Annotated in this window: 20 protein-coding genes; 16 read left to right on the plus strand and 4 right to left on the minus strand. The window is 72.9% G+C overall.

Translation table 11 applies throughout. The annotated features are described in order from the left end of the window. The first annotated feature begins 9 nt into the window (after window positions 1–9). The 3 genes from ASC77_RS18315 to hutI are packed head-to-tail and all read left to right on the plus strand — an operon-like array spanning window position 10 to window position 3649. Complete coding sequence (locus tag ASC77_RS18315) at window positions 10–1194, plus strand: allantoate amidohydrolase (RefSeq protein WP_056156253.1); 1185 nt, start codon at window positions 10–12, stop codon at window positions 1192–1194. Beyond that, a complete protein-coding gene (locus tag ASC77_RS18320) occupies window positions 1191–2498 on the plus strand; it encodes a formimidoylglutamate deiminase (protein WP_056156257.1) in 1308 nt (435 codons plus the stop codon). Before ASC77_RS18315 ends, ASC77_RS18320 begins: the two co-directional genes overlap by 4 nt. Next, on the plus strand, window positions 2495–3649 hold the full coding sequence (gene hutI / locus ASC77_RS18325) for an imidazolonepropionase (protein ID WP_056156259.1): 1155 nt from the start codon (window positions 2495–2497) through the stop codon (window positions 3647–3649). The genes ASC77_RS18320 and hutI overlap by 4 nt, the downstream gene beginning before the upstream one ends. Here the strand turns inward: hutI and ASC77_RS18330 are convergent. Further along, window positions 3646–4197 (minus strand): AAA family ATPase, encoded by a 552-nt coding sequence (locus ASC77_RS18330; RefSeq protein WP_056156262.1) that lies wholly within the window; start codon window positions 4195–4197, stop codon window positions 3646–3648. The two genes, hutI and ASC77_RS18330, sit on opposite strands and share 4 nt — an antisense overlap. Window positions 4198–4253: 56 nt before the next feature. Here ASC77_RS18330 and ASC77_RS18335 point away from each other — a divergent pair, with 56 nt between their 5' ends. The 7 genes from ASC77_RS18335 to ASC77_RS18360 all read left to right on the plus strand — a co-directional run bounded on the left by ASC77_RS18335 (window position 4254) and on the right by ASC77_RS18360 (window position 11500). Next, the gene (locus tag ASC77_RS18335) at window positions 4254–4916 is read left to right on the plus strand and encodes a Type 1 glutamine amidotransferase-like domain-containing protein (protein ID WP_321163702.1); all 663 of its coding nucleotides are present in this window, start codon (window positions 4254–4256) and stop codon (window positions 4914–4916) included. A gap of 120 nt (window positions 4917–5036) precedes the next feature. Continuing rightward, window positions 5037–5189, plus strand: a complete 153-nt coding sequence (locus ASC77_RS26770) for a hypothetical protein (protein ID WP_156391167.1) — start codon at window positions 5037–5039, stop codon at window positions 5187–5189. 70 nt (window positions 5190–5259) lie between these two features. After that, complete coding sequence (locus ASC77_RS27795; protein WP_162249835.1) at window positions 5260–8214, plus strand: helix-turn-helix transcriptional regulator; 2955 nt, start codon at window positions 5260–5262, stop codon at window positions 8212–8214. 63 nt (window positions 8215–8277) lie between these two features. After that, window positions 8278–9138, plus strand: coding sequence for a hypothetical protein (locus ASC77_RS18345; protein WP_056156271.1), 861 nt, complete (start codon window positions 8278–8280; stop codon window positions 9136–9138). A gap of 96 nt (window positions 9139–9234) precedes the next feature. Continuing rightward, window positions 9235–9477 (plus strand): hypothetical protein, encoded by a 243-nt coding sequence (locus ASC77_RS18350; protein ID WP_056156275.1) that lies wholly within the window; start codon window positions 9235–9237, stop codon window positions 9475–9477. A gap of 8 nt (window positions 9478–9485) precedes the next feature. Next, complete coding sequence (locus tag ASC77_RS18355) at window positions 9486–10607, plus strand: cupin domain-containing protein (RefSeq protein ID WP_235547782.1); 1122 nt, start codon at window positions 9486–9488, stop codon at window positions 10605–10607. Next, entirely contained in the window at window positions 10604–11500 is an 897-nt protein-coding gene (locus ASC77_RS18360; protein ID WP_056156278.1) for a sucrase ferredoxin, read from the plus strand. The genes ASC77_RS18355 and ASC77_RS18360 overlap by 4 nt, the downstream gene beginning before the upstream one ends. Here the strand turns inward: ASC77_RS18360 and ASC77_RS18365 are convergent. Next, window positions 11484–12050, minus strand: a complete 567-nt coding sequence (locus tag ASC77_RS18365; protein WP_056156281.1) for a CG0192-related protein — start codon at window positions 12048–12050, stop codon at window positions 11484–11486. The two genes, ASC77_RS18360 and ASC77_RS18365, sit on opposite strands and share 17 nt — an antisense overlap. A 53-nt stretch (window positions 12051–12103) precedes the next feature. On the opposite strand from ASC77_RS18365, the gene ASC77_RS18370 reads away from it, so the two are divergent. Next, window positions 12104–13543 (plus strand): FAD-binding oxidoreductase, encoded by a 1440-nt coding sequence (locus tag ASC77_RS18370; protein ID WP_056156624.1) that lies wholly within the window; start codon window positions 12104–12106, stop codon window positions 13541–13543. Window positions 13544–13588: 45 nt separating this feature from the next. On the opposite strand, the gene ASC77_RS18375 is transcribed toward ASC77_RS18370, so the two are convergent. Beyond that, window positions 13589–14308 carry an SDR family NAD(P)-dependent oxidoreductase gene (locus ASC77_RS18375; protein ID WP_056156284.1) on the minus strand — a complete coding sequence of 240 codons (720 nt, stop codon included), beginning with the start codon at window positions 14306–14308 and terminating at the stop codon, window positions 13589–13591. A gap of 55 nt (window positions 14309–14363) precedes the next feature. Here ASC77_RS18375 and ASC77_RS18380 point away from each other — a divergent pair, with 55 nt between their 5' ends. The 5 genes from ASC77_RS18380 to ASC77_RS18400 all read left to right on the plus strand — a co-directional run bounded on the left by ASC77_RS18380 (window position 14364) and on the right by ASC77_RS18400 (window position 20046). Continuing rightward, complete coding sequence (locus tag ASC77_RS18380) at window positions 14364–15707, plus strand: flavin-containing monooxygenase (protein WP_235547784.1); 1344 nt, start codon at window positions 14364–14366, stop codon at window positions 15705–15707. Continuing rightward, window positions 15707–16303, plus strand: a complete 597-nt coding sequence (locus ASC77_RS18385; protein ID WP_056156287.1) for a TetR/AcrR family transcriptional regulator — start codon at window positions 15707–15709, stop codon at window positions 16301–16303. Before ASC77_RS18380 ends, ASC77_RS18385 begins: the two co-directional genes overlap by 1 nt. Further along, window positions 16300–17202, plus strand: coding sequence for an alpha/beta hydrolase (locus ASC77_RS18390; protein ID WP_056156289.1), 903 nt, complete (start codon window positions 16300–16302; stop codon window positions 17200–17202). The genes ASC77_RS18385 and ASC77_RS18390 overlap by 4 nt, the downstream gene beginning before the upstream one ends. Window positions 17203–17345: 143 nt before the next feature. Further along, the gene (locus tag ASC77_RS18395) at window positions 17346–18719 is read left to right on the plus strand and encodes a cytochrome P450 (protein ID WP_156391169.1); all 1374 of its coding nucleotides are present in this window, start codon (window positions 17346–17348) and stop codon (window positions 18717–18719) included. A 70-nt stretch (window positions 18720–18789) separates the two neighbouring features. Further along, complete coding sequence (locus ASC77_RS18400; RefSeq protein ID WP_056156291.1) at window positions 18790–20046, plus strand: MFS transporter; 1257 nt, start codon at window positions 18790–18792, stop codon at window positions 20044–20046. A gap of 10 nt (window positions 20047–20056) precedes the next feature. Here ASC77_RS18400 and ASC77_RS18405 read toward each other — a convergent pair whose 3' ends face one another. After that, window positions 20057–21319: a hypothetical protein gene (locus ASC77_RS18405; RefSeq protein ID WP_156391170.1), complete on the minus strand. Its 1263-nt coding sequence runs from the start codon at window positions 21317–21319 to the stop codon at window positions 20057–20059. Between the last annotated feature and the right edge of the window lie 66 nt (window positions 21320–21385).

Genomic DNA, 21385 nt, shown 5'->3' on the forward strand with positions numbered 1-21385 from the left:
GGGAGAGCGATGCCTGACGACTTCGAGCGGATGTGGGGCGACCTGTCCCCGGTGGGTCGCTCGGCGTCCTCGGGCGGCTACTTCCGGCAGCCCTTCGCGTCCGCGGAGCGCGAGCTGGCGGCGTGGTTCGAGGAGCAGTGCGTGGCGCGCGGGCTGCGCATCGAGCGCGACGACTTCGGCAACGTCGTCGGCTGGTGGGACGTCGGCGACGGCCCTGCGGTCCTGACGGGCTCGCACCTGGACTCGGTGCTCGACGGAGGCGCGTACGACGGCCCGCTCGGCGTCGTGTCGGCCCTGGCCGCCGTCGACCTGATGCGCTCGCGCGGCGTCGTGCCGACCCGACCGGTCGGGGTGTCGGTGTTCGTGGAGGAGGAGGGATCGCGCTTCGGCCTCGCCTGCCTGGGCTCGCGGCTGGCCGTCGGAGCCATCTCCTGGGACGTCGCCCGCGAGCTGACCGACCGGGACGGGGTGGCGCTGGGTGACGTGCTCGCCGGCGGGTCCTCCACCCTGCTGGACGGCGTCGGCACCTTCGTCGAGCTGCACGTCGAGCAGGGTCGCGACCTCGTCGACCGCGGCGCTGCGGTCGGGGTGGCGAGCGAGATCTGGCCGCACGGGCGCTACCGCTTCGACTTCACCGGCGCCGCCAACCACGCGGGGACCACCCGGATGGAGGACCGCGCCGACCCGATGCTGACCTACGCGATGACCGTGCTCGCGGCCAACAAGCAGGCCCGGGTGGCCGGCCAGCGCGCGACGTTCGGGCGGGTCGCGGTCGAGCCCAACGGGACCAACGCGGTGCCGTCGCGGGTGACGGCGTGGCTGGACGCGCGGTGCTCCTCGGACGACGCGTTGGCGGCGCTGGTCGACGAGATCACCCGCCAGGCCTCGGAGCGCGCCGGGCGCGACGGGACGGCGCTGGCGGTCGTGGCGGAGTCCGTGTCGGGCTCGGTGGCCTTCGCGCCGGACCTCGCCGCCGAGGTGGCCGCCGACCACGAGGGCGGCGACTGGCCGATCATCCCGACCCAGGCCGGCCACGACGCCGGCATCCTGTCTGCTGCTGGGATCCCGACCGCGATGCTCTTCGTCCGCAACCCGACCGGCATCTCGCACTCGCCGCTCGAGGAGGCGTCGGTCGCGGACTGCCTGGTCGGCGTCTCCGCCCTCGCCGACACCCTGGACAGGCTCACGCGATGACCGGCCAGAGATCGAGCTTCCTCCTCGAGCGCGCCTGGGTCGACGGCGCCGTCCAGTCCGACGTGCTCGTCGAGATCGAGGACGGCCGGTTCACCTCCGTCACGCCGGGCGGCTCCGGCGGCACCCGCCTCCGCGGCCTCACCCTCCCGGGCCTGGCCAACTGCCACAGCCACGCCTTCCACCGGGCGCTGCGGGGGCGGACCCAGCGCGAGCGGGGGACCTTCTGGACCTGGCGCGACCAGATGTACGCCGTGGCCGGACGGCTCACGCCGGACACCTACTTCGAGCTCGCCCGGGCGACCTACCGTGAGATGGTCGCGGCCGGCTACACGAGCGTGGGTGAGTTCCACTACCTGCACCACCAGCCCGACGGGACGCCGTACGACGACCCGAACGCGATGGGTCACGCGCTCATCGCCGCGGCCGCCGAGGCCGGCATCCGGATCGCGCTGCTCGACACCTGCTACCTCAGCAGCGGGTTCGGGCGGCCGCCGGAGGGCGTGCAGGTCCGTTACACCGACGGCGACGCCGACGGCTGGGCCGCACGGCTGGCGGGTCTCGACGGGCTCGACCACCCGACAGTGATCGGCGCGGCGATCCACTCGGTCCGGGCGGTGCCGCGCGACCAGGTCCCCACGGTCGTCGAGGCGGCCGCCGGCCGGCCGCTGCACGTCCACCTCTCCGAGCAGGTCGCCGAGAACGACGCCTGCCTCGCGACGTACGGCGTGACGCCGACCCAGCTGCTGCACGACGCCGGCGCGCTCGGGCCGCGCACCACGGTGGTGCACGCCACCCATCTCACGGGCGCCGACATCACCCACCTCGGCACCACGCGGACGAGGGCCTGCTTCTGCCCCACCACCGAGCGCGACCTCGGCGACGGCATCGGCCCCGGCCGCGCCCTCGAGCTGGCCGGCGCGGTGCTGACGCTCGGCTCGGACAGCCACGCCGTCATCGACCCGTTCGAGGAGATGCGCGCGCTCGAGCTCGACGAGCGGCTGGCCACCCAGCAGCGCGGGCACTGGACGGCCGCCGAGCTGCTCGCGGCCGGCACCGCCCACGAGTCCCTCGGCTTCGACGACGCCGGGACCATCGCGGTCGGCCAGCGCGCCGACCTCGTCACCCTCAGCACGGAGAGCACGAGGACCGCCGGCGCCGGCGACGACGAGGCCACCGCCGTCTTCGCGGCCACCGCCGCCGACGTGACCCACGTGGTGGTCGACGGCCGCGTCGTCGCGACCAGCGACGACCACGAGGACATCGGGCGCGAGCTCGCGATCGCGATCGGGAAGGTCCACGCATGAGCAGCACCCTCATCACCCACATCGGCGAGCTGGTCACCAACGACCCGGATGCCGACGACCTGCTCGGGGCCATCTCCGACGCCGCGCTCGTCGTCGAGGGCGGCAAGGTCGCCTGGGTCGGGACCGCGGCCGTCGCCCCGCCCGCTGACGAGCAGGTGGACGTCGCGGGGCGGGCGGTGCTGCCCGGCTTCGTCGACTCCCACTCCCACCTGGTCTTCGCCGGCGACCGCTCCCAGGAGTTCGCGGCGCGGATGACCGGCACGCCGTACGCCGCCGGTGGCATCCGCACCACGGTCGCCGCGACCCGCGCCGCGACCGACGAGCAGCTGACCAGCCACGTCGCGCGGCTCGTCGACGAGATGCGCCGCCAGGGCACCACGACGGTCGAGATCAAGAGCGGCTACGGGCTCACCGTGCGCGACGAGGCGCGAAGCCTGGCGATCGCGCGCCAGTTCACCGAGGAGACGACGTTCCTGGGTGCGCACGTCGTGCCCGAGGGCGACCCCGCGGCGTACGTCGAGCTCGTGACCGGCCCGATGCTCGACGCCGCGAAGGAGCACGCCCGCTGGATCGACGTCTTCTGCGAGCGCGGCGCGTTCGACGAGGACCAGGCCCGCGCCGTCCTGGCCGCCGGCGAGGCGGCCGGACTGCGCGGACGGCTGCACGCCAACCAGCTCACCTACGGCCCCGGCGTCCGGCTGGCTGCCGAGCTGGGCCTCGTCGCGGTCGACCACTGCACCTACCTCTCCGACGAGGACGTCGCCGCGCTCCGCGACTCCGGCACCGTCGCCACCCTGCTGCCCGGCGTCGAGTTCTCCACCAAGCAGCCCTACCCGGACGCCCGCCGGCTCCTCGACGCCGGCGTCCGGGTCGCGCTCGCGAGCGACTGCAACCCCGGCTCCTGCTTCACCAGCTCGATCCCGCTCTGCATCGCCCTGGCCGTCCGCGAGATGGGGATGACCCCCGCCGAGGCCGTCCACGCCGCGACGTACGTCGGCGCTCAGGCCCTCGACCGCGACGACATCGGCGCGCTCACCGTCGGCCGTCGAGCCGACCTGGTCGTGCTCGACGCCCCGAGCCACGTCCACCTCGCCTACCGCCCCGGCGTCCCGCTCGTCGCCGCGACCTGGATCGGCGGGCGCCCGGTCTAGGAGTCCTCGAGTGCCTCGAGGAGGAGCGCGTACGTCGCGTCCTCGTCGAGGCCGGTCGTGTCGATCCGGATGGTGTGGGGCCGCTGGCTGAGGTGCTCGTCCAGGTGGCGACGGATGCGCTCGACCAGGTCCGATCCGGGATCGACCAGGGCTTGCTGGACCCGCGCCTCGACCTCCGTGGCCGGCCGCTTGTCGTGCAGGCGTCGCAGGTGCTCGGCCACGTCGACCAGCAGCGCGACCTCGACGTACGTCGCGTCCGCGGCCGCAGCGACGCCTGCGAGAGCCGCGTCCGGGTCCCGGTCGTGGACGGTCACCAGCTGCGGCAGGACCACGTCGTGCCCGGACCGGAGATGCCGGAGGGCCAGGTCCCGTGCCTGGCCGCGCGCCACGTCGAGGGCGGCCGAGAAGTCGTCCCGCCAGCCGTCGACCAGCCCGGCGAGATCGTCGAGATCCAGGACCAGGGTCTCCGGGTGCTCGTCGGCGTACCGGCGCGCGAGCGTCGACTTCCCGACCCGCGACGGGCCGTTGAGGTGGATCAGTCGCGGCACGGCGCGACCCTACGTCGGGTGCGGCGCACCGATGAGTTCCGGCAGCCTGGCCGATCATGACGTCCATGAAGCTGCTGCTGACGTCGGGAGGCGTCACGAACCCGAGCATCCACGCCGCGCTCGTCGAGATGCTCGGCAGGCCGATCGAGGAGTGCACGGCGCTCGTGGTCCCGACGGCGCAGTGGGGGCACCCGATGTGCGGCCCGGTCGGGGCGCGGGGCTTCGTCGTCGGTGGACCGCCGTGGCTGCTGGCCGGGATGGGGTGGCGGTCGGTGGGACTGCTCGAGCTCACCGCGCTGCCCACCATCGGCGCGGACCGCTGGGTGCCGTGGGTCCGCGAGGCCGACGTGCTGCTGGTCGATGGCGGCGACGCGACGTACCTCGCCCACTGGATGCGTGAGTCGGGGCTGGCCGACCTGCTGCCGTCGCTGCCGGACACCGTCTGGGTCGGGGTGAGCGCCGGCAGCATGGTGATGACGCCCCGGATCGGCTCGATGTTCGTCGAGTGGACAGGTGCCGCCGACGACCGCACCTTGGGGGTCGTCGACTTCTCGATCTTCCCGCACCTCGACGTGTTCCCGGACAACACGATCGCCGCGGCGGAGCAGTGGGCGGCCGAGGTCGGGGTGCCGGCGTACGCGCTCGACGACCAGAGCGCGATCAGGGTCGTCGACGGTGCTGTCGACGTCGTCTCCGAGGGGACCTGGCAGCGGCTCTAAGGCGCCTGCGCGCCGGCGGGCACCTCAGATAAGGCACCTTCCCGATGTGCCGGACTACCTCAGGCGACCACTGTCGTCTCATCGCCCTAACCCATGAGGCGAGGAGCTGAGGAGCCGACCATGTACGACAACACCATCCACCGTGACTACGTGAAGACCGAGCTGGAGTACCGGCTCGACCGGGTCCACTCGGACATCGCGACCCGCCGCCAGCGCCGCCGGATGGCGCGATCCGAGGACCAGGGGGGCCTCACCTGGAACAAGCTGCGCTGATCGGCCGCCCGAGATGGCCAGCGCGGAAATCAGCGAGCAGATGACAACAGAACACGGGATCATGGTCGACGTGGCAGCACACACGAGTCGGACCCTGGTCGGGCGAGACGCCGAGCTGACGGAGGTTGCTTCGTCGCTCGGCGTCGGTCCGTCCGGGACCGGTACGCCGGAGCCGGGTGGTGTCGTGCTCCTGTCGGGCGACGCCGGCGTCGGCAAGACCCGCCTGCTCGTCGAGCTGCGCGACCTCGCCTTCACCGAGGGCTGGCAGGTCTTCGCGGGCCACTGCCTCGACTTCGGTGACAGTGCGCTGCCCTACCTGCCCTTCTCCGAGGTGCTCGGCCGGATCGCCGCCGACCTGCCTGACGTCGTCGAGCAGGTCGCCTCGCAGTACCCCGCCCTGACCCGGCTGCAGCCCGGCCGCCGGGTGCTCGGCTCCGCCGACAGCTCCTCCGGGGGCGGCGCCGAGGGTGGCGCCCTCGACCGCGCCGACCTCTTCGAGGCGGTGCACACCCTCCTCGAGACCGTCGGAGCCCGCACCCCCGTCCTGCTCGTCATCGAGGACACCCACTGGGCCGACCAGTCCACGCGCGACCTCCTCAGCTTCCTCTTCTCGCGTCCCTTCGACGGGCCGGTCGCGGTCATCGCGTCCTACCGCTCCGACGACCTGCACCGCCGGCACCCGCTGCGTCGCCAGGTCGCCGAGTGGTCCCGGATCCGGGGCGTGCAACGGGTGGCCCTGCCGCCGCTGTCCGACGGCGACGTGCGCACCCTCATCGCCGAGCTGGTGCCCGAGGGCCTGGCCGAGAACGAGCTCGTCGGCATCGTCGACCGCGCCGAGGGCAACGCCTTCTTCGTCGAGGAGCTGACCAGCGCGGCCGCCGGCCCCGGCCGCTGGGTGCCCGACGACCTCGCGGACGTGCTCCTCGTCCGGCTCGACCGGCTCGACGAGACCGCCCGGCTCGTGGTCCGCACCGCGAGCGTCTCCGGTCGCCGCGTCTCGCACGACATGCTCGCCGCGACGTCGGGGCTCGACGCCGCCGCCCTCGACGAGGGCCTGCGCAAGGCGGTCGAGATGAACGTCCTCGTCGCCCAGGACGGGCGCTACTCCTTCCGGCACGCGCTCCTCGGCGAGGCGGTGTACGACGACCTGCTCCCCGGCGAGCGGGTCCGGCTGCACGCGCGGTACGTCGAGGCGCTGCAGTCCGGCGCCGCCGGTGGCACCGCCGCCGAGCTGGCCCGGCACGCCCGGCTCGCGAACGACCTCGACACCGCCCTGACCGCGAGCATCCAGGCCGGCGACGAGGCCGCGACCGTGGCTGGACCCGACGAGGCGGCCTTCCACTACCAGCAGGCGCTCGAGCTCCTCAGCGACCCGCGTCGCTGCGAGCGCTCCGAGGTGGAGGTCGACAAGCTCGTCATCGCCGCCGCCGAGGCGCTGAGCGAGAGCGGCGACCCGCAGCGGGCGGTCGCGCTGATCCAGGAGCAGCTGGACCGGCTGCCCGACGACGCCCCGCCGCGCTGGCGTTCGCGGATGCTGACCGCCCGCGCCGGGATCCTGATCGTCGTCGACACCGACGAGGACCCCACGGAGATCTCCGCCGAGGCGCTCGCCCTGGCCCCCGAGGGCGAGAACAAGTGGCGGGCGCGCGCCCTCACGGTGCACGCCCGGGTGCTCGCCGGGATGGGCCGCTACGAGGAGGCGCAGACCGTCGGGATGGAGGCGCTCGCGCTCAACGAGCGGCTCGACCTGCACCGGCTCGCGTCCGAGGCGATCACGACGCTCAGCGGCCTGAAGAAGACCGGCCCCAAGGAGGGGCTCCGCGAGGCGCTCACCGACGCGGTCGCCCGCGCCGAGCAGGTCGACGCCGTGCACGCCGAGCTGCGCGCCCGCTTCCTGCTCGGGCGCTCGTTCGAGGACTGGGCCGAGTTCGACCAGTCGGAGGAGTGGTTCCGCAGTGCCATCGACCGGGCTGTCGGCGCCGGGCTGACCTGGGCGCCGTACGCCCTCGAGTCGCGCGTGCAGCTCTCCTGGATCCGGTGGGTGCGGGGCGCGTGGGACGACGTGCTCGACCTGACCGACCTGCACGGCGAGACGCCGCCGCCGATCCCGCGGGCGATCCTGTCCGCGCTGCGGATGAGCGTCGAGCAGGGGCGCGGCGCCGACGTCGCGGCCGAGGCCCGCAAGCTGCGCCGGTTCTGGGCGCGCGAGGGTGCGGTCGCGATCCACTCGGCCGCCCTCGAGATGGTCCAGGCGGGTCGCCGCGGCGACGCCGCCGGCGCGGTCCAGGTGTACGACGACGTGGTCGCCGTGCTCGGCCGCACCTGGCACGAGTGGTTCAGTGCGCGGATCCGGTTCGGCGCGATCGCGGTCGCCGCCGTGGCCCGGTCGATGGCGACGATGTCCGCCGCCGAGCGCGCGGCGTACGTCGACAAGGTCGAGCGGATCAGCGAGGACGGCCACCAGGTCGTGAAGCGCTACTCCGACCCGTCCGGCCACTGGGGACCCGAGGGCAGGGCCTGGAAGAAGCGGCTCGACGCGGAGACCCTGCGCGCGCGCTGGCTCACCGGGGTCGATGCGCCGCCGCAGGACGTGCTGGTCGAGACCTGGCGCGAGACGGTGACCTGCTTCGAGGACTTCGGGCACGCCCACGAGCTGGCCCAGGTGCGCACGACGTACGCCGGGATCCTGCGTGCGACCGGCGACACCGCCGGCGCCCGCGAGCAGGGCGACCTGGCCCGCGAGGTCGCACACCGGCTCGGCGCGCAGCCGCTGCTCGACGAGCTCAAGGCGCTCGGGTCGACCGCACAGCGGACGGAGAGCACGCCCGACTCGCTGACCCCGCGGGAGACCGAGATCCTCACCCTGGTCGCCGACGGGCGGTCCAACGGCGAGATCGCCAAGCAGCTCTTCATCAGCGCGAAGACGGTCTCGGTCCACGTCTCCAACATCCTCGCCAAGCTCGACGCGTCCGGTCGCACCGAGGCGGCCGCCATCGCACGTCGCAAGGGCCTGCTGCCCGGCTAGACCGGCTGGAGCCGACGGGGGCCGGCTGCGGTTGGCGGGCGCTCGCGCGGGTAGAAGGCGCGAGTGACCGCCGAGCCGACGCCGCTGCGCTTCCGGCAACGGGGCGAGGGTTGGCACCTCGACCCCCGTCGCAACCTGCTGTTCAAGGCGGCCGGTCTGCTGGTCCTGGTCGCGCTCCTGGTGGCCGCGAGCGGATGGCTCGCTGCCGGCCACCCGCTCCAGGCCCTGGGACTGGCGGTGGCCGGAGCCGCCCTCGGCGTGATCCCCTTCGACCGGACCACCCGGCGACTGCCGGCCCGGACTGTCGTCCTCGACGGGCAGCCCGGGCTGCTGGTGCCGACCCACCCCGCGAAGCGGTCGACCGTGCTCGCGCTCGCCGTGCTGGGACTCATGCTGCTGGCCGGTTCGGTGGCGGCGGGCGTCGTCGGGGTCCGGGACGGCAGGGTCGGGGGCGCGATCGGCGGCGCCGTCCTGGCGATGTTCGGGCTGCTGCTCGTCGTCGGCGCCGGGGGTGCTGCCCGGGAACGGCAGGCCCTCGAGCGCGGGCTCGTCCTGCTCCCGGCCGGCCTCGTGCTCCGCACCGGCCGGCGTACGCCGCTGCTCCCGTGGGACGAGATCGCCGGCTTCCGGGACCACTGGTCGCGGCCGGGCCGCAAGATCCTGTGGACGGAGGTCACCGACCAGGTCGACAGCTGGCTGAGCGTGCAGCCCGTCCCGGGTGCGGGCTGGCCGCCGGACCCCCTGCGGGCGAGGACCGGGACACCGGACCCGACGATCAAGGTGGCCGCGATCGCGGTGGACCCGGTCGTGGTGCTGGCCGTCCTCCGCCTCTACCTCGCGCACCCCGAGCTGCGTGCGGAGCTGGCGACGGAGCGCGCGGTGCACCGCGTGAACGACACGGCCCGACGCGGAGTGCTCGGCTGACGTTCACCCCTCGGCACGGTGTACGCCGGGGGCGCGTGGGTACATGATCGACACCTACGCACGCGACCCCCAACACCCGATCCAGGGAGGACCCCTATGACCCCCGAAGAGCCCCTCAGCGACGACGACATGACCACCGGCCCGGGCGGCGACGTCCCCACGGGTGGCGGTGACGCCGACGGCACCGACGGCGACGGCACCGACGGCGACGCGACCGACACGACGGACGGCGACGGCTCGGACAGTGACGGCACCGACGGCGACGCGTCGGACGGCGACGGCACCGACGGCGATGGCGCGGACGGCGACGGCTCCGACAGCGACGGCACCGACTCCTGAGTTCTCCGTTGACCGGCGGGGCGCTCGACCTGCTCAGCGGTGACGCCCGGACCTTCCTGGAGAAGGTCTGGGCGTCTCGCGTGCACCTGCACCGCGCCGACCCGGCCGCCCTCGTCGGCCTGCTCTCGCTCGACGACGCCGACCACCTGCTGACCTCGACCGCGATCCGCACCCCCGCGATCCGGGTCGCCCAGGACGGCTCGGTGCTGCCGGAGTCGTCGTACACCCGCGGCGCGACGCTCGCGGGCAAGCCCGTCACCGGGCTCGTCGACGCCCGCAAGGCGCTCGCTCTGTTCGACGGCGGCGCGACGATCGTCTTCCAGGGCCTGCAGCGCTACTGGCAGCCGCTGACCGAGCTGGTCGCCGAGCTGGAGCTCGAGCTCGGCCACCCCTGCCAGGCGAACGCCTACCTGACGCCCCCGGGTGCGCAGGGCTTCGCGGTCCACTCCGACACCCACGACGTCTTCGTCTTCCAGACGGCCGGCTCCAAGCAGTGGGAGGTCCACGGACCCGACGGGCCGGAGGAGGTGCTGCTGGAGCCGGGGCTCTCGATGTACCTGCCCACCGGCACCCCGCACGCCGCCCGCGCCCAGGAGACCGTCTCCCTGCACGTCACGCTCGGCATCAACCAGCTCACCTGGCGCGGCCTCGTCGAGCGCAGCATCAAGCCGGTGCTGGCCGATGTCCCCGACGAGCACCTGCCGGCCGGCTACCTCGACGAACCCGGCCAGCTCGCCGACGCGCTCGCCGACCGGCTCGAGTCCCTCGCCGACGCCCTACGCCGGGTCGACGCGCCGGCCGCGGTCGAGGCCGAGATCCGCCGGTTCCTGACCTCCCGGCCGCCGCGGCTCGCCGGCGGCCTGCGCGACGTGCTCGGCCGCGACACGATCGACGCGACGACCCGCCTGCGCCGCCGACCGGGGCACCCGTGCGTGCTGCTCGACCGCGGCGACCGGCTCGACGTGCTGCTCGGCGACCGCACGATGACCGTGCCGGCCCGGATCCGCGGCGCGCTCGAGGAGGTCCGGACGCGGGGCGAGCTCACCCCCGCCGACCTGCCGCTGGACCCGGAGAGCAACCTGGTGCTGTGCCGACGACTGATCCGCGAAGGGCTGCTGGAGATCGCGTGACACCGCCCGAGCCGGGGTTCCGCTGCGCGGCCGCCAGCCTGCTGCGCGACGAGCCCGTCCTCGGCACCGCCACCCACGTCCGCACCTGGCTGCTCCTCGAGCACGTCGGTCCGTGGGGCGACAAGGCGCTGCGCGACGCACGCCTGCCCGAGGGCCTGGGCGCCGAGCTCCAGCGCCGCGCCGCCGAGCACCGGGCCAAGATCCTGCTGATCCGCCGCTTCAGCTCGACCCCCGACGGCGACGGGCTGCGCGTCTTCGCTGCGTACGCCGACCCGGTGCGCCCGCGCCTCGAGGTCGGACGCCTGGCCGACCCGCGCGAGGCGCTCGACGTCGACCTCGGGTCGCTGCGAACGGGCGGGTCGAGCGGCCTGGCGCCGTACGACGGGTCGATCTTCTGCGTCTGCACCAACGGCCGCCACGACGCCTGCTGCGCCGAGCGCGGCCGGCCGGTGGCGAAGGCGCTCGACGGAGCGCGACCGGAGGAGACCTGGGAGGTCTCGCACGTCGGCGGCGACCGGTTCGCCGCCAACATGGTCGTGCTCCCGCACGGGCTCTACTACGGGCGCCTCGACCCGGTCTCCGCGATCTCGGTGGCGGGCTCGCACCTCTCGGGCCAGCTCGACCTCGACCACCTGCGCGGGCGGTCGTCGCAGCCGACGGGGGTCCAGGCCGCCGAGATCTTCCTGCGTCGCGAGCTCGCCGAGACCCGCGAGGACGCGCTCGTCCTGGCCGGGCGCTCGTCGGACGGCACGGTCGCCTTCGAGGTCGGTGGCGCGACGTACGACGTCCAGGTCCGCACGGTCCGCGACACGACCGCGCGCCTCACCTGCAAGGCCGGCCGGGACAACCCCGTGCCGGCCCACGAGCTGGTGTCGGTCAGGCGCCGTTCCTGACGCCGGCCAGCACGCCGGACCCCTCGTCCCACGCACCGGTCAGCACGGCGTCGACGTCGAGCTCCTCGCCGACCCGGCGGACGACGACCGTCTCGAGGTCGGCGGGCACCTCGGTGCCGACGGCTCCGGTCCCGGCGACGGCGACGCTGGGCTCGCGCGTCTCGCGCTCGCCGTCGACCTCGAAGTACTCCTCGGCGCCGACCCCACCGGTCAGCACCGTGGCTGCCAGGGTGTGCCGCCACACCGGGTCGGCGGTCGCGTCGTAGACCCAGCGGGTGCCGAGCGCCGAGTGCTCGGTGGTGCCGACGAGCGCCGCCTCGGCGCCCTGGAGGGGCGCCGAGCGATAGCTCAGCGGCACGTGCAGCACCACTCCGTCGTCGCTGCGGAGCAGGATGCCCTCCAGGCCGACCTCGCCGTCGGGGTCGTCGAGGCGGTAGCTGCCGAACGGCTTCAGGCCGGTCAGCCCGTCCGCCCACGGCTGGCTCGGCAGCCACGCGGCGAGCAGCTCGGACTTCGACGGGGTCAGGGACGCGTGGTGGAGAAGGGCCATGGACCGACCCTAGACGTGCCCCCGACGTGACCGCCGACGTGCAGACTGGGGTGATGGCCGTCACCGCCGACCGCATCGACCTCGCCCCGCTCGTCGCCGCCCTGCCCGACGGAGCCGTCGTCACCGACGTCGAGCGGATGGACAAGTACCGCTGGGACCGCGCGCTCGACCCGGCCGCCGGCACGCCGCTCGCGGTGGTCCGCGCGACCTCGACCGCCGACGTGCAGGCGGCCGTCCGGTTCGCCGCCGAGCGCGGAATCGGGGTCGTCCCGCGCGGCGCGGGCACCGGGCTGTCCGGGGGCGCGACGGCGCAGGACGGCTGCCTCGTCGTCTCGACCGAGCGGATGACCTCGGTCGAGATCGACCCGACCACGCGCACGGCGGTGGTCGAGCCCGGAGCGCTCAACGTGGCGGTCAAGCAGGCCGCCGCGGCCCACGAGCTCTGGTACCCGCCCGACCCCTCGTCGTACGAGATCTGCTCGATCGGGGGCAACGTCGCCACCAACGCCGGCGGCCTGTGCTGCGTGAAGTACGGCGTGACGACCGACTACGTCCTCGGCCTCACCGTGGTGCTCGCCGACGGCACCGCGGTCGAGCTCGGCGGGCCGCGGCTCAAGGACGTCGCCGGGCTGTCGCTGACCAAGCTCTTCGTCGGCAGCGAGGGGACCCTGGGCATCATCACCCGCGTGGTGCTCCGGCTGGTCCCGGCGCTGCGCGCCCCGTCGACGCTGGTGGCGACCTTCGGGTCGCTCGACGCCGCGACCGCGACCGTCCTCGACCTCACCCGGCGGCTGCGGCCCTCGATGCTCGAGCTCATGGACCGGACCTCGATCAACGCCGTCGAGGACCTCACCCGGATGGGCCTGGACCGCGACGCCGAGGCGATGCTCGTCATGCAGTCCGACGAGCCCGGTGCCCGGGCGGCCGAGGAGATCGCCGAGATGGCGAAGGTCTGCGACGGCAACGGCGCGGCCGAGGTCTTCCACACCGACGACCCCGAGGAGGGCGCGGCGTTCGTCGCGGCCCGCCGGATGGTGATCCCGGCGATGGAGCCGCACGGCTCGCTGCTGCTCGAGGACGTCGGAGTGCCGCTGCCCCAGCTCGGCGCCCTCGTGCGCGGCATCGAGGAGATCGCGGCCGATCGCGACGTGCTGATCGCGGTCGTCGCCCACGCCGGCGACGGCAACACCCACCCACTGATCGTCTTCGACCCGGCCGACGCCGACCAGTCGGCCCGCGCGAACGCGGCGTACGCCGACGTGATGGACCTCGGCATCGCCCTCGGCGGCACCATCACCGGCGAGCACGGCGTCGGCCGCCTGAAGCGACCGTGGCTCCCGGACTACCTCGGCCCCGACGCCCTCGCCCTCAACGAGCGCATCAAGCACGCCCTCGACCCGCAGGGCATCCTCAACCCGGGCGCGGTCTTCGACATCGGTGGTTTCGAGACAGGCGCTAGCGCGCCTTCCTCAACCGTCGGTCCCGGTGGTTGAGGAAGGACGAAGTCCTGTCTCGAAACCACCACCGTGTGCGCGCATTCAGCTGAACGCTGCGAGGACGTGCTTGTTGAGGTCCGGGTAGCGCATCAGGTGCGCGCCGCCGTTGATGTCGAGCACCTCGCCCGTCACCCACGCGGCGTTGGCGAGGTAGACCGCGGCCTCGGCGATCTCGTCGGGCGTGCCGGAGCGGCCCAGGGGAGTGTTGGCGAGGTAGTCGTCCTCGATCCCCGCGATGTCCATCGCCGGCTGGGTGAGCGGTGTGACCACGAGTCCGGGCGCGATCGCGTTGACCCGGATGCCGCGCGAGCCGAGCTCCAGCGCGGTGACCTCGGTGAGCATGGAGAGGCCCGCCTTCGCGGCGCAGTACGGCGCCAGGCCGGCGCCCGGCTGCCGGGCGTTGAGGGACGACAGCGAGATGATCGAGCCGCCCGCGGACAGTCGCTGGCCCGCGTGCTTCATCACGATGAACGCCCCGGTCAGGCAGACGTCCACGACGCGGCGCCACTCCTCGACCGCGAGGTCGGTGACCAGGCCGAGCGTCGAGACGCCGGCGCTGTTGACCACCGTGTCGAGACGTCGGTGCGACGCCAGCACGCCGTCCAGGAACGCGACGACCGTCGCCTCGTCCGTCACGTCGACGCCCGGCAGGTCGGCGACCTCGACCCGCCAGCCCTCCGCCGTGAACCGGGCGGCGATGGCCGCCCCGATACCCGACGCACCACCGAAGACGACCGCCACGCGGCCGGACTGCTCACCCATGTCACTCCCTCGCTGTTAGTTGACGCGTGTCAACTTAGGGCCTAGCGTCCCCTGCGTGCTACCCACCACGGCGGTCATCGGTGCCGGCATCAGCGGCCTCACGGCCAGCAAGATGCTCAACGACTACGGCGTCCCGTACACCACCTTCGAGTCCTCGGACCGCGTCGGCGGCAACTGGGCGTTCGGCAACCCCAACGGGCACAGCAGCGCCTACCGGTCGCTGCACATCGACACCTCGAAGCACCAGCTGTCGTTCCGGGACTTCCCGATGCCCGACGACTACCCGGACTTCCCGCACCACACCCAGATCAAGGACTACCTCGACGCGTACGCCGACGCGTTCGGCCTGCGCGAGCACATCGAGTTCCGCAACGGCGTGGTCAGCGCGAAGCGGCTCGACGCGGGCGGCTGGGAGATCCTCGACCAGGCCGGTGAGACCCGCCGCTTCGACCTGCTGGTCGTCGGCAACGGCCACCACTGGGACCCGCGGATGGCCGACTTCCCGGGTGAGTTCTGCGGCGAGACGATCCACTCGCACCACTACATCGACCCGTGGACGCCGCTGCACCTGATGGACAAGCGGATCCTCGTCGTCGGACTCGGCAACAGCGCCGCCGACATCACCGTCGAGCTCTCGCAGCGGGCGCTGCGCAACGAGGTCACCCTGTCGACGCGCAGCAGCGCCTGGATCGTGCCGAAGCTCGTCGGTGGCAAGGCCGCCGACATGAACTACCGCACCATCCCGCAGCTCCCGCTCTCCTGGCAGCGCAAGGCCGCCCAGTGGGGACAGCGGTTCACGTACTCCGACCCGACGCTCTACGGACTGCCGGCGCCCAACCACAAGTTCTTCGAGGCGCACCCGACCCAGTCCGGGGAGCTGCCGCTGCGGCTCAAGTCCGGCGACGTCACCCCGAAGGGCAACGTCGCCCGCCTCGACGGCGAGACCGTGCACTTCGAGGACGGCACGTCGTCCGACTTCGACGTGATCATCTACGCCACGGGCTACAACCTGACGTTCCCGTTCTTCGACCCGGAGTTCCTGAGCGCCCCGGAGAACAAGATCGACCTCTACAAGCGGATCTTCAAGCCCGGCGTCGACGACCTGCTCTTCGTCGGGTTCGCCCAGTCGACGCCCACGCTCTTCCCGTTCGTGGAGAGCCAGGCGCGACTGATCGCGGCGTACGCCGTGGGCGAGTACGTCCCGCCCTCGATCGCCGAGATGCACGAGACGATCAAGGCCGACGACCACCTCTACATGGGGCACATGCTCGACCGGCCGCGGCACACCCACCAGCTCGACTACTTCGTCTACGAGCACCAGATGCGCACCAAGGAGCTGCCGGCCGGACGCAAGCGCGCCCAGGCCCACGGAGCGCCCGTGCTGGCGGGGCGCGCGTGATGGCGCCGGGCGCGACCAAGGGCGACGAGCGGCGTACGGCGCTCCTGGAGGCGCTGGACGCCTACCTCCAAGAGAGCACCCTCGACGCCATCAACATCGCGGACATCTCGCGGCGCGCCGGGGTGACCCGCTCGGCGTTCTACTTCTACTTCGAGAACAAGGCGGCCGCGGTCGGCGCCCTGATGGACGAGATGTACGACCAGGGCTGGGACGCCGCCGACCTGCTCGGCGGCGACGAGGTCATGCAGGAGCGCGTCACCACCGCCATCCGCACGATCTTCCGCGGCTGGGGCGACCGCATCCACCTCTACCGCGCGATGCTCGAGGCGCGCGCGACCAGCTCCGCCGTACGCGACCAGTGGGACGCCTACCAGGCGTCGTTCATCACCGTCGTCACCGCGGTCATCGAGGGGGAGCGGACCGCCGGGCGCGCGCCCGCCGGTCCCGACGCGCACGCCGTCGCGACCGCCCTGCTCGACCTCAACGCCCAGACGCTCGGCCGGCTGGTGCACGCGCCGGCGGACTTCGACTGGGACCGGCACCTCGAGGCGGTCGTCCACGTCTGGCTGACCAGCATCTACGGGAGGACCGCATGACGGTGGAGCAGATCAAGCACGACGACCTGACCTTCGTCTCGGGCGGCGTCGAGTGCGCCGCGTGGCACTTCACCGGTGCGGGCGACGCGCTCGCCACCGACGCCGGGCGCCCCGTCGTCGTGATGGCGCACGGCCTCGCCGGCACCATGGACTCCGGCCTGCAGCCCTTCGCCGAGGCGCTCGCCGCCGCCGGCCTCGACGTGCTCGCCTTCGACTACCGCGGCTTCGGCGCCAGCGCGGGTACGCCGCGGCAGACCGTCTCGATGGTGGGCCAGCTCGAGGACTACCGCGCGGCGATGTCGGCCGCGGCCAGGCTGCCCGGCGTCGACCCGCAGCGGATCGTGCTGTGGGGTGTCTCGCTCGCCGGCGGCCACGTCATCTCCGCGGCCGCCCAGCGCGACGACGTCGCCGCGGTCGTGGCGCTGACCCCGTTGGTCGACGGTCTCGCCGCCGGCCGCTACGCCCTCGAGACCCACACCAAGGCGGAGATCCTGCGCTCCACGGTCGCGGGCTTCCGCAGCAAGATCGGCAAGCCGGTGATGATGCCGGTCGTCGCCCCCGCCGGACAGTTCGGGGCGATGACGATCGAGGGGTCGATGGAGGACTACCTCGCCATCGCCGGTCCGACCTGGGTCAACGAGATCGACGCGACCGTCGGCATGGAGCTCGGCGGCCACCGCCCGGTCAAGAGTGCCGGTGAGGTGCGATGCCCGGCGCTCTTCCAGGTCGCCGACTTCGACCGCAGCGCGCCGCTCCAGTCCTCGATGAAGGCCGCCTTCGCCGCTCGCGCCGAGGTCCGGCACTACCCCTGCGACCACTTCGACGTCTACGCCGGCAAGCCGTGGCACGACGCCGTGGTCACCCACCAGGTCGCGTTCCTGACCCGCGTGCTCGGGTAGGGGATCCCAGGGATACCCGGTTGTCCGGGGATCCCTCAACTGGGAGGGCATTGCAAGCCCCGCGAAGTTCACGAAGTGCCCTCGGAGTCAACCGCTGGCGAGACTATTGACGGCCATTCAATAGCGGGCGTACCGTCGCCAGGGTGACGATCCTGGACGACGTGGACCAGCTCACCACCGAGCGGATGCGCCGGATGAGCCCCGGCAACCAGGGCAAGCTGCCGCCGGTCGACATGACCGGGCTGCCCCCGGGGCCGAAGTGGCCGGTGCTGCTCCAGACGGCCGGGCTGCTGCGCTTCCGGCACTGGTTCCACCCGCACCTGCGCAAGAAGTACGGCGACGTCTTCACCGTCCGCCTGGCACCAGGCGGCCGGCCGCTGGTCTTCTTCACCCGGCCCGAGCACGCGAAGGAGATCTTCGCGGGCGACCCCGAGGTCTTCCACGCCGGCAAGGCCAACGGCATCCTCGGCCCGATCATGGGCGAGCACTCCCTGCTGCTGCAGGACTCCATCGAGCACAAGCGCGCCCGCAAGCTGCTGATGCCGGCGTTCAACGGGCACGCGCTGCGCGAGTACCAGGCGCTCGTCACCGAGGTCGCCCGCGCCGAGGTGGGCACCTGGAGCCCGGGCGAGGAGTTCCGCTCCCTCGACCGGATGAACCGGTTGACGCTCGAGGTGATCCTCCGCGTCGTCTTCGGCGTCACCGACGAGTCCCGGCTGGCGCGCCTGCGTCCGTGCGTCAACGCCGTCGTCAACATCAGCCCCGCGATCCTGCTCGGCTGGGGCTACCCGAAGCTCCAGAAGTTCGGCCCCTGGAAGCGCACCGTCGACAACCAGCGCCTGCTCGACCAGCTGATGTACGCCGAGATCCGCGAGCGCCGTACCGCTTCCGACCTGGCCGAGCGCACCGACGTGCTCTCCAAGCTGATCGTCCAGGGCGAGGACGGTGACGCACTGAGCGACACCGAGCTCCGCGACCAGCTCGTCACCCTGCTGCTCGCCGGTCACGAGACCACTGCGACCGCCCTGGCCTGGGCGCTCTTCGAGGTCGGCCGCAGCCCCGAGCTGCTGGCCCGCTGCCGGCAGGCGGCGACCGAGGGCGACGACGACTACCTCGACGCGGTGATGAAGGAGTCGATGCGCCTCCACCCGGTCATCCCGATGGTGGTCCGCACCCTGATGCAGCCGGCCACGATCGGCGGCTACGACCTGCCGAAGGGCACCACGGTCGGGCCGTCGATCATCATCGCCCACCAGCGCGAGGACAACCACGAGGACCCCGAGGTCTTCCGGCCCGAGCGGTTCCTGGGCCACAACCCGCCGACCAACACCTGGATCCCGTTCGGCGGCGGCGTCCGCCGCTGCATCGGCGCCGGCTTCGCCCTGATGGAGGGGGTGGCCGTGCTGCGCGAGGTGTTCGCGGCGTACGACGTCACCGCCGTCGGCGACGACGAGCCGCAGGTCCGCAACATCACCAGCGTCCCCCGCAACGGCGCGAGGATCCGCGTCACCCGATAAACGATTCGTCCGCGACCGTGCACCTGGGGGACGATCGTCCCTTGTGATCGACCGTCTCAAAGCACTCCGGATGGACACCACGCCGCTGCGTGCGTCCCGCGACTTCCGCCTGCTCTTCCTCGCCGGGTCGGTCTTCTACTTCGGCGCGATGGTCAGCTACGTCGCGATCCCGTTCCAGGTCTACAAGCTCACCGGATCCAACTTCGCGGTCGGCGCGATCGGCCTGGTCGAGCTCGCCCCGATCGTCGTCTTCGGGCTGTACGGCGGCGCGCTGGCCGACCACGTCGACCGGCGCAAGCTGCTGATCGGCACCGGCCTCGGGCAGGCGGTCTTCACCGCGATCCTGGCCGCGAACGCCTTCCGCGACGACCCCGACGTCTGGGTCATCTTCGCCGTCTCCGTCGCCCTCGCGTCCTGCTCCGCGCTGCAGCGGCCCTCGCGCGAGGCGCTGCTCCCGCGCACCGTCGCCCACGAGCAGCTGCCCGCGGCCAACGCGCTGTCCTCCTTCGGTATCCAGATCGGCCTGCTCGCCGGTCCGGCCGTCGGCGGCCTGCTGGCGGCGTACGTCGGCATCGGCTGGTGCTTCGTCATCGACGCCTGCGCGCTGGTGGTCGCGTCCTACCTCTACCTGCTGATGCGCTCCTACCCGCACCGCGAGCAGACGACCCCGCCCAGCCTGGCCGGGATCAAGGAGGGCATGGTCTACGCGTTCCGGCGGCGCGACCTGCTCGGCACCTACTTCGTCGACATCGTCGCGATGATGTTCGCCGCCCCGGTCGTGCTGTTCCCCGCGATCGCCGACCAGGTCTTCGGCCAGCCCCAGCTGCTCGGGATGCTCTACACCTCCGAGGTGGTCGGCGCGATGGCCGCGACCGCGCTGAGCGGGTGGACGGCGCGGGTGCACCACCACGGCCGCGCGATCGTGCTCGCGGCCGCCGGCTTCGGTGCGATGGTCGCCCTCGCCGGCCTGATGCCCAACATCTGGCTCGTCGCCCTGTTCCTCGCCCTGGCCTGCGGCTTCGACATGATCTCCGGCATCTTCCGCTCGACCGTGTGGAGCCAGACGATCCCGGAGTCGATGCGCGGACGCCTCGCCGGCATCGAGATGCTCTCCTACTCCGTCGGCCCGCTGGCCGGCCAGGTGCGCGGCGGCGTCACCGCCGACCTGTGGTCGGTCCGCGGCGCCGTCGTCAGCGGTGGCCTCGCCTGCGTCGCCGGCGTCGGCATCACCGCCGCCTGGCTGCGCGACTTCTGGACGTACGACGCCCGCACCGACGAGCACGCGGTCGCCGAGCGCGCCGTCCGTCAGGCGGCCGGGGAGGACTGACCCGGGTCGATCAGTCGTCCTTCTCGGTCGACGCGTCGCTGTGGCTGCCCACGTCGACGTCCGCCAGGTCGCCCTCGGCGTCCGTGTCGTTCGGGGCGACCGAGGTCGACGAGGGACTCGAGCCGACGGGGTTGCGCAGGAAGGTGACCGAGGGTGCGCTGTGCACGATGGTGTCCTGGGCCCACCGCTCGCTGAACCCGGCGAGGAACGCCAACGAGGCGAAGAAGAGGTTGGCCCGCCACTGGTCCGTCGGGACGTCGATGGGCACCAGCCCGCCGGCGACGAAGACGAAGAGCGCCAGACCGAAGACGGCGCCGATCACGGGGCGGATCGCACCGGCGAGGCCGGTGACGCCGTGGCCCTGCGCGCTGTCGATGTTGAGCGTCGAGCGCCGGGTGATCCGCGCCATCACGCTGACCACGCCACCCACGGCACCGCAGGCGAAGCAGACGCGCGCCTGGTCGGCCAGGTCCTCCACCCCGCGCCCGGCGAGCGGGTGGGTCCACCCGTCGGCGTAGTAGATGAGCAGACCGCAGGCGGCCATCCCGATGGGGATGCCGAGCAGGTAGTCGCGCAGTGACGCCCGCTTGGCGGCCTCGTCGACGAAGCGGTCGAGGCGGGTGAGCTCCGCCCGCGCCGACGCGATGGCGGAGGCGACGCGTTCGTTGCGCTCCCGTCGAGCGGTGTCGTCGAGGGCCTTGCCGTTCGTCGGCTCCGTGGCGTCGAGCACGCTGAGCAGGTAGACGATGATCGAGTAGATCATCTCCAGCAGGACCCGCCGGGACCGGCCGCCGAGGAGCAGCAGGGACTTGCGCTCCATGCGGCGAGCCCGCCAGATGGCGGTCTCGAACTCGGGTTGGACGCACGCGGTCGCGGTGCCGTCGTACCTGACGCACAGCGACCGTCGCTGGACCAGCCGACCGAACCAGCTGTTGGGTCGGAGCACCCCGGCGCCGGCGTGGATCCGCTTGGCGAAGTAGAGCTCCTGGAGCGAGCCGCGGTGCTCCTGGAACTGCCGGTGCGCCCGGGCGTAGCGGTCGGGGACCTCCTGGTAGGCCGTGATCAGCTCGTCGAACCCGGGGTCGTCAGCCGTCGCCACGAGGAGGCCGTGACTGGCCGGGCGGTCGTGCGGCACCTCGGCGGGGCCCCTCGGGCTCGCGAGGTCCGGGCGCGGCTCGCGACCCTTGACGGAGCGACTCGGCCTGCGCCCGATGGTCTCGCGGACCTCGGGCTTGGTGGCCACGTCGGTGGCGGGTGTTCTCGGCTGGGCCATCATGACCCCCTTCGACAGTGAGGATCTTTTCGACGTTCCTCCGACTCCCCGTGTTCGAACATGATC

This window comes from Nocardioides sp. Root1257, from assembly GCF_001425175.1.
GTDB lineage: Bacteria > Actinomycetota > Actinomycetes > Propionibacteriales > Nocardioidaceae > Nocardioides.

Bases quoted from the DNA above. Each gene is read 5' to 3' on its own strand.
- ASC77_RS18315 (WP_056156253.1), top strand. From the start codon at position 10: ATGCCTGACGACTTCGAGCGGATGTGGGGCGACCTGTCCCCGGTGGGT.
- ASC77_RS18320 (WP_056156257.1), top strand. From the start codon at position 1,191: ATGACCGGCCAGAGATCGAGCTTCCTCCTCGAGCGCGCCTGGGTCGAC.
- hutI (WP_056156259.1), top strand. From the start codon at position 2,495: ATGAGCAGCACCCTCATCACCCACATCGGCGAGCTGGTCACCAACGAC.
- ASC77_RS18335 (WP_321163702.1), top strand. From the start codon at position 4,254: ATGACGTCCATGAAGCTGCTGCTGACGTCGGGAGGCGTCACGAACCCG.
- ASC77_RS26770 (WP_156391167.1), top strand. From the start codon at position 5,037: ATGTACGACAACACCATCCACCGTGACTACGTGAAGACCGAGCTGGAG.
- ASC77_RS18350 (WP_056156275.1), top strand. From the start codon at position 9,235: ATGACCCCCGAAGAGCCCCTCAGCGACGACGACATGACCACCGGCCCG.
- ASC77_RS18365 (WP_056156281.1), bottom strand. From the start codon at position 12,050: ATGGCCCTTCTCCACCACGCGTCCCTGACCCCGTCGAAGTCCGAGCTG.
- ASC77_RS18370 (WP_056156624.1), top strand. From the start codon at position 12,104: ATGGCCGTCACCGCCGACCGCATCGACCTCGCCCCGCTCGTCGCCGCC.
- ASC77_RS18375 (WP_056156284.1), bottom strand. From the start codon at position 14,308: ATGGGTGAGCAGTCCGGCCGCGTGGCGGTCGTCTTCGGTGGTGCGTCG.
- ASC77_RS18385 (WP_056156287.1), top strand. From the start codon at position 15,707: ATGGCGCCGGGCGCGACCAAGGGCGACGAGCGGCGTACGGCGCTCCTG.
- ASC77_RS18390 (WP_056156289.1), top strand. From the start codon at position 16,300: ATGACGGTGGAGCAGATCAAGCACGACGACCTGACCTTCGTCTCGGGC.
- ASC77_RS18400 (WP_056156291.1), top strand. From the start codon at position 18,790: ATGGACACCACGCCGCTGCGTGCGTCCCGCGACTTCCGCCTGCTCTTC.
- ASC77_RS18405 (WP_156391170.1), bottom strand. From the start codon at position 21,319: ATGGCCCAGCCGAGAACACCCGCCACCGACGTGGCCACCAAGCCCGAG.